The organism is Streptomyces sp. NPDC002785 (assembly GCF_040295565.1).
In the GTDB taxonomy this organism is placed as follows: domain Bacteria; phylum Actinomycetota; class Actinomycetes; order Streptomycetales; family Streptomycetaceae; genus Streptomyces.
In genome coordinates, this window is sequence record NZ_JBEOVN010000260.1 from 1 (window position 1) to 8454 (window position 8454).

The window sequence follows — 8454 nt, forward strand, 5'->3', positions numbered from 1 at the left end:
CCCCGACGGGGGCGGCCGGGCACAGCGGCGGGAAACTACGAACCGTGCTGCGCAGCGAGGTCCCCGATCTTCGAGGTCCTGCTGACCCACTGGGACAAGGTGAGCTGCGAGGCCACGGCCGTGCGGGCCGGACCGCGCCGACAGGGGGCCTCATGGCGGCGTTCGCCTCGGCCATCCCTGGACATCCCGTGGTGCCCGGGGCTGTCGGCCAGGGCGTCGCGGAGAAGGAACAGGTGTGCGGGCAGGGAAGCCGGGCAGTAGTACCCGTCCCGGCACGTGGGGCAGGCCGCCAGGTGGGCTCCCGCCGAGATCGCCTCTTCGGCCGGTCGTTCACTGATCGTGCGGCGCTTCTGGGTTGCGGTGAGCATGGGGGGTGTCCTTCCTGTGCTGGGCTGCCGGTCGCGGGGTCGTCGCGACCACGGGTTCGGCGTGAGGGTCTTGGGGAGGGCGGCGCCGAAACGCCGAGTGAGAGAGATGGCGTCGAGGGCGCCGTCACTCCCGCGGCTGCCGTTGGGCGCGTCCGGGTGCCGCCGTGCGTCGGCGAGGATCGATGCCCGGGACCCGGAAGGGTGGTGCTCCGCGCCGGGCGTACACCCTGGCGAGCAGTCCGACGGCGGTGAAGCAGAGTGCGGTACGGAAGATCGCAGGCGCGACACCGGTGTCGGTGAGGTGTGTGGTCAGGTGAGGGGAGGACAGGACCGCCTGGCCACCGACGAGGGTGGCGACGCAGGCCACCGTCATCGATGCCAACACGACGTCCGTGAAGACCGCGGCCTTGGCCGCCGGCACGGGCAGCCGCCGGGGAACCGCGGTGGGTGTGGCCCGAGTGGATCCTGTGGAGCCCACGGCTGCCGCGGTGGCGAGCAGGGCGATCGTCGCGCAGCGCATGGTGCGCGGCTTGATCGATCCGGACTGGTATCCCTTGGTCAGGCTGTGGGCTTCGGTCATTGGCGAAACCTCCGTTCGCCCTCTCACCTTCGCCCAGGAACAGCCCCTCGCGCGTCGTCCCTCCGCAGCGATTCCCGGCTACCACGGCTGCGGTACTCGGCACGCCTGCCTACGACCGGGTCCGGCACGCACGCACTGCGCCGGCGATTACGCGGACGTCTGTGAACCCTCTGATTCCGGCGCTGGACTGACCAGGCCGCACTGATAGGCGATGACGACGAGCTGTGCGCGGTCACGCGCCGCCAGCTTGGTCATGGCCCGGTTGACGTGGGTCTTGGCGGTCAGTGGGCTGACGAACAAATGTTCGGCAATGTCGTCGTTCGACTGTCCCAGTGCCACCAGCCCCACGACGTCGCGTTCCCGCCGTGTCAGGCACTCCAGCCGCTCGTGCACGTCCGCCGGGCACGGGTCCGGCTGGGCAAGGAAACGCCTGATCAGCGCTCGGGTCGCTGACGGGGACAGCAGCGCCTCGCCGGCGGCGATGGTGCGGACGGCGTCGAGAAGTTCCTCGGGCCGGGCCCCCTTGCCGAGAAAGCCGCTCGCACCGGCGCGCAGCGCCTCGGCGACGTGCTCGTCGTCCTCGAAGGTGGTCAGGATGAGCACCTTCACCTCGGTGAGGTCCTCGGACTCACTGATGAGCCGTGTGGCGTCGAGGCCGTCCATCTCCGGCATGCGGATGTCCATCAGGACAACATCCGGGCGCTGTGCACGCGCCAGCTCGAACGCCTCCTGCCCATCGGACGCCTCCCCCACCGTCTCCATGTCTTCCGTGGAGTCGAACAGCATCCTGAACGTGCCCCGCAGCAGGGCCTGGTCATCGGCAAGCAGTACGCGAATCGTCATGCCCGTCTCTCCTCGGTGGATTGCCCGATACCAGGCCGGGACGCAGCGGCAGCTCGGCCGTCACGGTGAAGCCGCCCCCCGGGCGCACCCCCGCGTACAGCACGCCGCCGACCGTGGAAGCGCGCTCACGCATCCCGATCAGCCCGTGACCCGTCCCCGGATGGGTATGGTCCGCTCCGGTTCGGCCGTCGTCCTCGACGGTGATCGTCAGCCGCTCAGGACGGTAGTGCAGGAACAATCGGGCATGGTCGGCCCCGGCGTGCTTGTGGACGTTGGTGAGGGCCTCCTGCACGATGCGGTACGCGGCCAGGTCGACCGCGGGCGACAGCGGTTCGGCGATGCCCCGCCGGTTATGGCTCACGGTCAGGCCGGCACGTTCGAACGACGCCAGAAGCGCCGGTACGTGCGCAAGGCCCGGCATCGGATCACGCGGCGCCACCGGATCGCCGGACTGCCGCAGCAGCCCTACGGTCACCCGTAGTTCGTCCAGCGCGGACCGGCTGGTGTCCCGGATGTCCTCCAAAGCGGCCAGGATCTGTTCCGGCCGCCGTTCCACCAGATGCACGGCCACGCCTGCCTGAGCGTTGATCAAGGCGATGTGGTGCGCGACGATGTCGTGCAGCTCGCGTGCGATCCGCACCCGCTCGGCCGCCACCCGCTGCTGCGCCTCCTGCTCACGCGTCCGCTCCGCGTTCTCCGCCCGCTCCTCCACGGCCGCCACATAGGCACGACGTGAGCGCACCCCGTCCCCGACAGCAGCCGGCAGAGCCGTCCACGCCAGCATCGCCGCGTTGTCGGGCGCCAGCCAGGAGCGCGGGTCGCACAACACGGCGGCGCCCACCAACACGACAGCCGAGACCGATCCCGCCATCCAGGTGGCACGCCGGTCGGTCAGCGCGGCCACGGTGTAGACCGACACCAGGACCGGGCTGATCACCAGCGGACTCTCCCGAATCCCGAGTATCTGAAAGGCCACCCCGCAGCCAACCGCGACGGCCAGTACGCCGAATGGGTGACGGCGCCGCCACACCAACGCAGAGCAACCGATAGCCGCCAGCACCACGACAGGCCACCGCAGGGAGAAATGGTGCGCGTGCCGCACGAGCGAGGCAGCCGCTACCGACAGCACGAACAGCACAGTCAAGCCCAGTGCCTCCAACGCACTGATCCGAGCCCGCGCCCCCTGCCTCCAACCGCTGATCACCGCCATGTCACCACCGTAGGGTCGACGGCTGCATCGGGCATCGTGTCGCGGGCCAGAGGTGCCTGGACCGCCGGTGTCCGTCCGTTCGCGGAGCCGCAAACCGAGGCCGCCGGGTTATGGTCACGCGGTCCTAGCAGGTTTGCACGGTCCGTACTGCCTCACTGAGGCATTTCACCCTTACATCCCCATAAATGCGCATCGCTTCCTGTTCGGCGATACGGTCGGGGCGTGCCGTCCGTCGTTGCCCCGGGGCCGGGTGTTCGCCGCCTCGTCATCACTCTGCTCCTGAGCCTGGCGATCGCCGCCCTGGTCCATGTGCTGACCTGTGGTGTGCAGGCGCAGGACGGGCACCATGTGTCGCTCCTCAGCGCCCCGCTGTCCGCAAACGCCCCGCTGTCCGCAGCCGCCGCCCCCCACACGCAGGGCGCGGGGCCCGTGGTGGACACCGCCGCCACCGCCGACTGCGAGGTGAACGAAGCGGGGCATCATCCAGTGGCTCCCGAGGGGTGCTGCGACGCGTCGGTGCTTCTGGGCGAGGCGCCGACGCGCTCCGGACCGCTCCTCCTGGCGGCGCTGCTGTTCACCTTGGCCGTCTGGGGACTCATGACGGCGGGCCCCTCGGTCCTCTCACGCCGCTCCGTCGGTCCCGTCACCGCCGGGCGACCATGCCCGGCGGGATTCTCTCTGCTGCAACTGGTCTGCGTCAGCCGTACGTGACGCGGCTCGTGCGCCCGGCCGCTCCGGCGACCGCCCGCACGAGCCGCCCGAACCCGTACCGCTCTCACGCGACGGCCCCGCCCCAGCTCGTGGCCGCAGAAGGACAAGGTCGCCATGACCGCTGCCATGCGCAGTATTTCCACCGATGACGTGCACGCCTTCGTGGCGGCACACGAACTCCCCGAGCCGGCAGGTGCGCCCCGCCGCACCCCCGCCGGCATGGTGGGCAATACCCCGGTCCTCTGGGTCGGAAGCCCTTTCACTCCCGCCGGCCGAGGCTTCTGGGCCAAACTGGAGGGCACAAATCCAGGCGGCATCAAGGACCGTCCGGCTCTTCACATGGTTGCGGCCGCCCGGGCCCGCGGAGAGCTCCGGCCCGACGCGCCCGTCATCGAGTCCACCAGCGGGACGCTCGGACTCGGTCTCGCGCTCGCAGGCATCACCTACGGCCATCCGGTGACGCTGGTCAGCGACCCCGGCATGGAGCCACTCATGGTCCACCAGCTCCGTGCCCTCGGCGCCCGGGTGGAGACGGTGGCAGAACCGAGTCCGGCCGGAGGCTGGCAGCAGGCGCGCAGGGACCGCGTCCGCTCCCTGCTCGCCGCGCATCCGGGCTCCTGGTGCCCCGACCAGTACCACAACCCGGACAACCCGGCGGCGTACGCGAATCTCGCCCTTGAACTCGCCGTCCAACTCGGCCGGGTGGACGTGCTGGTGGCCGCCGTCGGAACGGGCGGGCACTCGGCCGGGATCGCCCGTGCCCTGCGCGCGTTCTCGCCGGGCGTGCGGCTGGTGGGCGTCGACTCGGTGCGTTCCACCCTCTTCGGCCAGCCCGCCGGCGTCCGTCTGATGCGGGGCCTGGGCAGTAGCATCCAGCCGCGCAACGTCGACCACGCCGCCTTCGACGAGGCCCATTGGGTCGCACCGAACGAGGCGGTCTGGGCGGCCCGGCGGCTGGCGAGGCACCACTACGCGAGCGGCGGCTGGAGCGTCGGCGCCGTCGCGCTGGTGGCCGGCTGGCTCGCGCGTACCCACGTCCCGGGCACCCGCATCGCGGCGGTCTTCCCCGACGGAATCCACCGCTACTGGGACACGGTCTACAGCGACGATTACTGCCGTACGCACGACCTCCTCTCGCACCCGCCCGCTGACGACCCCGATGAGATCACCCATCCCGGCGAGCGCGTCGTGGAACGCTGGACGCGCTGCGTGAACATCACCGCGCCCCACTCGGACGAGGCGGCCACGCGATGAGGGAACTCTTCCGGCAGTTCCGCTCCTTCGGCGGCACCGTACGGCTGTTGATGGTCCAGCAGTTCACCATCAACACGGCGTTCTACATGCTCATGCCCTACCTCGCGATCCACCTCTCCGGTGGCCTGGGCTTGGCTGCCTGGGCGGTCGGACTCGTCCTCGGCGTAAGGAACTTCAGCCAACAAGGCATGTTCCTCATCGGCGGCACGCTCGCGGACCGGCTCGGCTGCAAGAGCATGATCATGGCCGGATGTGTGCTGCGGACCGTCGGCTTCGGACTGCTCGGTTTCGTCGACTCGCTGCCCGCGCTGATCCTCGCCTCGGCGCTGACCGGCTTCGCGGGGGCGCTGTTCAACCCGGCCGTGCGGGCCCACCTCGCACAGGAAGCGGGGGAGCGACGCGTGGAAGCGTTCGCGTTGTTCAACGTCTTCTACCAAGTGGGCATGTTCGTCGGCCCGTTGACCGGGCTGGCCCTGATCGCACTGAACTTCCGGGCGGTGTGCGCGGTGGCGGCGCTGCTCTTCCTCGTGCTCACCCTCGTCCAGGTCAAGGCCCTGCCCGGCCGAGGGCGCCCGGCAGCCACGGACGAGGCCCGCCAAGGAGTGCTCTCCGACTGGCGCACGGTAGTGTCCAACCGCCCCTTCCTGCTCTTCTCCGCAGCAATGATCGGCTCGTACGTCCTGTCCTTCCAGGTCTACCTGGCGCTGCCGTTGCAGGCGCAGCGGGCGGCTCCCGGGAGCGGGGACGGAGTCACCACGGCGCTGTTCGCCATGTCCGCGGGTGTGGCGGCGGCCGGACAGCTGCGCATCACCGCCTGGGCGCGGGCGCGTTGGTCCCCGAGCCGGTCCGTCGTGTACGGCCTGGTGCTGATGGGCGGCGCTTTCGCACCGCTCCTTGTCGCGGGCGCGCCGCCCAGGGGAGAGGGACTGCTGATCCGGGCGGTGGCCCTGGCACCGCTGTTCCTCGCGGCAGCCCTGCTCGCCCTCGGTACGGCCCTGGTGTATCCGTTCGAGATGGACACCGTCGTCACGCTCTCCGGCGAGCGGCTGGTCGCCACCCACTACGGCCTGTACAACACCATCTCGGGCGTCGGGATCACCGTCGGGAACCTTGCGACCGGCGCGGTGTGGGATGCCACCACCGAGCAACCGCGTTTGCCGTGGCTCATGCTGTGCGTAGTGGGGATGGTGTGTGCCGCCGCGATCGCCGGCTTGACGCGCGCCGGGAGACTCGGTCCCCTCCGGACCGGCCGGGCGGGGGAACCGGTTCCGCAGAGTTGAGGCAATGCAGTCCGGCGCGATGGCCTGCTCCGCTCTTCGGAAAAGCTCCGCGATGCGGCCGAAGAGCCTGCCGCCATCTCGGAATTCGTACACCCCGGCTTCCGCCGTGGCGAGGATGTGGCGGCGTCCACCGCGGTCAGGGCCTGCGGTGCGCCACCGGGGACGGTCCCGGGCCCGGCCATGTCTTTCGCCCGTCCTCGCCGCGGCTGACCCGGCCCGATGTGCTGATCCGGGCGGGCCGCGGAGCCGAACCAGCTCCGACGGCTCGCGGACCGGCGGCAGCCGGCAGATCACCGGGCGGACTTGTAGGGGCGGCGTGCCGGAACCTAGAGTGTGCGCGTCGTGGTGTTCGGGAAGACCGGTGACAGACTCCAGGGAGTCTCAGGCCGGAGCGGCCCTCGCCACTGTGATCGGGGAGTATCCGTCCCAATGACGCCACTGGCCGCAGAGCGCGGCTGGGAAGGCAGGGGCGGGAACGAGCGCGAGCGAACCCGTCAGCCAGGAGACCGGCCACGGCATCTCACGAAGTTATCCACGAGGTGCTGGAGCGTGACCGTATGACCCTGCCCAATTCTGCCGTGTTCAAGTGGCGGCGCGAGGACACCCTCCGAACCGCGGGACTGCTCGCGGTGATAGCCGCCCTGCATGTGGTGGCGTTCGGCGTGCTGTTCCTGCTCGTCGTGCCGCAGCACTACGAGGTCGGTTCCAAGGCGTTCGGGATCGGACTCGGGATCACCGCGTACACGCTCGGCATGCGGCACGCCTTCGACGCCGATCACATCGCCGCCATCGACAACACGACCCGCAAACTGATGGCCGACGGCAAGAGGCCCGTGTCGGTCGGGTTCTGGTTTGCGCTCGGGCACTCCAGCGTGGTCATTGCCATGGCCGCGCTGGTCGCCGGGGGAGCGCAGCTCGCAGGGGTGCTGATCAACGAGAATTCGGGCACGCACCAGGTGCTCGGCGTGGTCGGCACGACCGTCTCCGGGGCCTTCCTCTACCTGATCGCCGCACTGAACCTCGTTGCGCTCGTCGGTATTCTGCGCGTGTTCAGGGCGATGCGGGCCGGCCGTTTCGACGAGGCCGAGCTGGAGCAGCATCTGGACTCGCGGGGGTTCATGAACCGGATCCTCGGCCGGTTCACCCGGTCCGTCACCAGGCCCGGACAGATGTATCCGCTCGGCTTCCTCTTCGGTCTCGGCTTCGACACCGCCACAGAGGTCACCCTGATGGTCATGGCGGGCAGCGGCGCCGCAGCCGGTCTGCCCTGGTACGCGATCCTCTGCCTGCCTCTGCTGTTCGCCGCCGGGATGAGTCTGTTCGACACGCTCGACGGGACGTTCATGAACTTCGCCTACCAGTGGGCCTTCTCCAACCCGGTACGCAAGGTCTTCTACAACCTTGCCATCACCGGCCTGTCGATCGCCGTCGCCTTCCTCATCGGCACGATCGAACTGGTCACCGTACTCCACGACAAGCTCGATCTGCGGGACTCGGTCACCGGCTGGATCTCCGGCATCGACCTGGGCAACGTCGGCTACATCATCGTCGGACTCTTCGTGCTGGTGTGGGCCGCGGCGTTGGCCTACTGGAGGTTCGCGAGGGTCGAGGAACGGTGGGCGGTCCGCGCCGCCGACAGCGGCTGACGGCGACTTCGGTGCCGTAAAGGACCGGGAGCTGCGCGCTGCGGACACCCGCCGGGGCCCAGGAAGGAAGAGTCCCGGGCACCGGCGGTGTGCTGACGACGGCCCGCCCGTCTCACGGCAAAACGGGCAATACCGGAGTCACTGACCGGTGATCGAAGGCGATCAGCGGATCACCGGTCGACGGGTGCTCGACCGCAGCCGCCCGCACACCGAACACCTCCGCCGGCAAATCGGGTGTGAAGACCTCCAGCGGAGTGCCGGATGCGACCATCGCGCAGTCGTGCAGCACATGACAGGAGGTCATGAGGAAGCCGGCTGCCGAGCCGGTCGGGCTGCCGTCCGATGCAGCCTCGGAGCCGGTGCCGCCGCAGGCGGTCGCAAGCAGCACCAGGGCGACGAGACCACCACTTGCCGGACGACCATTCAACAGAATCCCACCCTCGGCGACGCGTTCGGACCGAATCGCTGATCGCGACTGGCGTTGAAGTAGTCGTAGAGCCGGGGGAGGGAGTTCCCGGGACGGAAAACGGTCCGGGGCCGCGTGGTGGGTGCACACCGCGCG

The 8454-nt window shown here is 69.8% G+C and carries 8 protein-coding genes, 1 pseudogene and 1 riboswitch; of the genes and pseudogenes, 4 read left to right on the plus strand and 5 right to left on the minus strand.

From position 1 onward, the window contains the following. Positions 1 to 35: 35 nt before the first annotated feature. From ABTZ94_RS34190 to ABTZ94_RS34205, 4 genes are all read right to left on the minus strand, one after another. Positions 36 to 368, minus strand: a complete 333-nt coding sequence (locus ABTZ94_RS34190) for a zf-HC2 domain-containing protein (RefSeq protein WP_351206802.1) — start codon at positions 366 to 368, stop codon at positions 36 to 38. A gap of 124 nt (positions 369 to 492) precedes the next feature. Then, positions 493 to 948 carry a hypothetical protein gene (locus tag ABTZ94_RS34195; protein WP_351206804.1) on the minus strand — a complete coding sequence of 152 codons (456 nt, stop codon included), beginning with the start codon at positions 946 to 948 and terminating at the stop codon, positions 493 to 495. Between the two features lie 147 nt (positions 949 to 1095). Next, positions 1096 to 1791, minus strand: a complete 696-nt coding sequence (locus ABTZ94_RS34200) for a response regulator transcription factor (protein ID WP_351206806.1) — start codon at positions 1789 to 1791, stop codon at positions 1096 to 1098. Beyond that, positions 1763 to 3001, minus strand: coding sequence for a sensor histidine kinase (locus tag ABTZ94_RS34205; protein ID WP_351206808.1), 1239 nt, complete (start codon positions 2999 to 3001; stop codon positions 1763 to 1765). The genes ABTZ94_RS34200 and ABTZ94_RS34205 overlap by 29 nt, the downstream gene beginning before the upstream one ends. A gap of 222 nt (positions 3002 to 3223) precedes the next feature. Here ABTZ94_RS34205 and ABTZ94_RS34210 point away from each other — a divergent pair, with 222 nt between their 5' ends. The 4 genes from ABTZ94_RS34210 to nicT all read left to right on the plus strand — a co-directional run bounded on the left by ABTZ94_RS34210 (position 3224) and on the right by nicT (position 7892). Beyond that, positions 3224 to 3712 carry a hypothetical protein gene (locus ABTZ94_RS34210; RefSeq protein WP_351206810.1) on the plus strand — a complete coding sequence of 163 codons (489 nt, stop codon included), beginning with the start codon at positions 3224 to 3226 and terminating at the stop codon, positions 3710 to 3712. A gap of 114 nt (positions 3713 to 3826) precedes the next feature. Then, positions 3827 to 4966: a PLP-dependent cysteine synthase family protein gene (locus tag ABTZ94_RS34215; protein ID WP_351206812.1), complete on the plus strand. Its 1140-nt coding sequence runs from the start codon at positions 3827 to 3829 to the stop codon at positions 4964 to 4966. After that, the gene (locus tag ABTZ94_RS34220; protein ID WP_351206814.1) at positions 4963 to 6246 is read left to right on the plus strand and encodes an MFS transporter; all 1284 of its coding nucleotides are present in this window, start codon (positions 4963 to 4965) and stop codon (positions 6244 to 6246) included. The genes ABTZ94_RS34215 and ABTZ94_RS34220 overlap by 4 nt, the downstream gene beginning before the upstream one ends. A gap of 326 nt (positions 6247 to 6572) precedes the next feature. Next, positions 6573 to 6775, plus strand: a riboswitch (cobalamin riboswitch). Between the two features lie 28 nt (positions 6776 to 6803). Beyond that, on the plus strand, positions 6804 to 7892 hold the full coding sequence (nicT, locus tag ABTZ94_RS34225; RefSeq protein WP_351206816.1) for a Nickel transporter NicT: 1089 nt from the start codon (positions 6804 to 6806) through the stop codon (positions 7890 to 7892). A gap of 112 nt (positions 7893 to 8004) precedes the next feature. On the opposite strand, the pseudogene ABTZ94_RS34230 reads toward nicT, so the two are convergent. Beyond that, positions 8005 to 8454 (minus strand): annotated as a pseudogene (locus tag ABTZ94_RS34230) (hypothetical protein); the annotation flags it as partial.

What these genes read in the sequence shown, in the direction of transcription:
- ABTZ94_RS34220 (WP_351206814.1), top strand. Translation starts at nt 4,963, where the DNA reads ATGAGGGAACTCTTCCGGCAGTTCCGCTCCTTCGGCGGCACCGTACGG.
- ABTZ94_RS34200 (WP_351206806.1), bottom strand. Translation starts at nt 1,791, where the DNA reads ATGACGATTCGCGTACTGCTTGCCGATGACCAGGCCCTGCTGCGGGGC.
- ABTZ94_RS34205 (WP_351206808.1), bottom strand. Translation starts at nt 3,001, where the DNA reads ATGGCGGTGATCAGCGGTTGGAGGCAGGGGGCGCGGGCTCGGATCAGT.
- ABTZ94_RS34215 (WP_351206812.1), top strand. Translation starts at nt 3,827, where the DNA reads ATGACCGCTGCCATGCGCAGTATTTCCACCGATGACGTGCACGCCTTC.
- ABTZ94_RS34190 (WP_351206802.1), bottom strand. Translation starts at nt 368, where the DNA reads ATGCTCACCGCAACCCAGAAGCGCCGCACGATCAGTGAACGACCGGCC.
- nicT (WP_351206816.1), top strand. Translation starts at nt 6,804, where the DNA reads ATGACCCTGCCCAATTCTGCCGTGTTCAAGTGGCGGCGCGAGGACACC.
- ABTZ94_RS34195 (WP_351206804.1), bottom strand. Translation starts at nt 948, where the DNA reads ATGACCGAAGCCCACAGCCTGACCAAGGGATACCAGTCCGGATCGATC.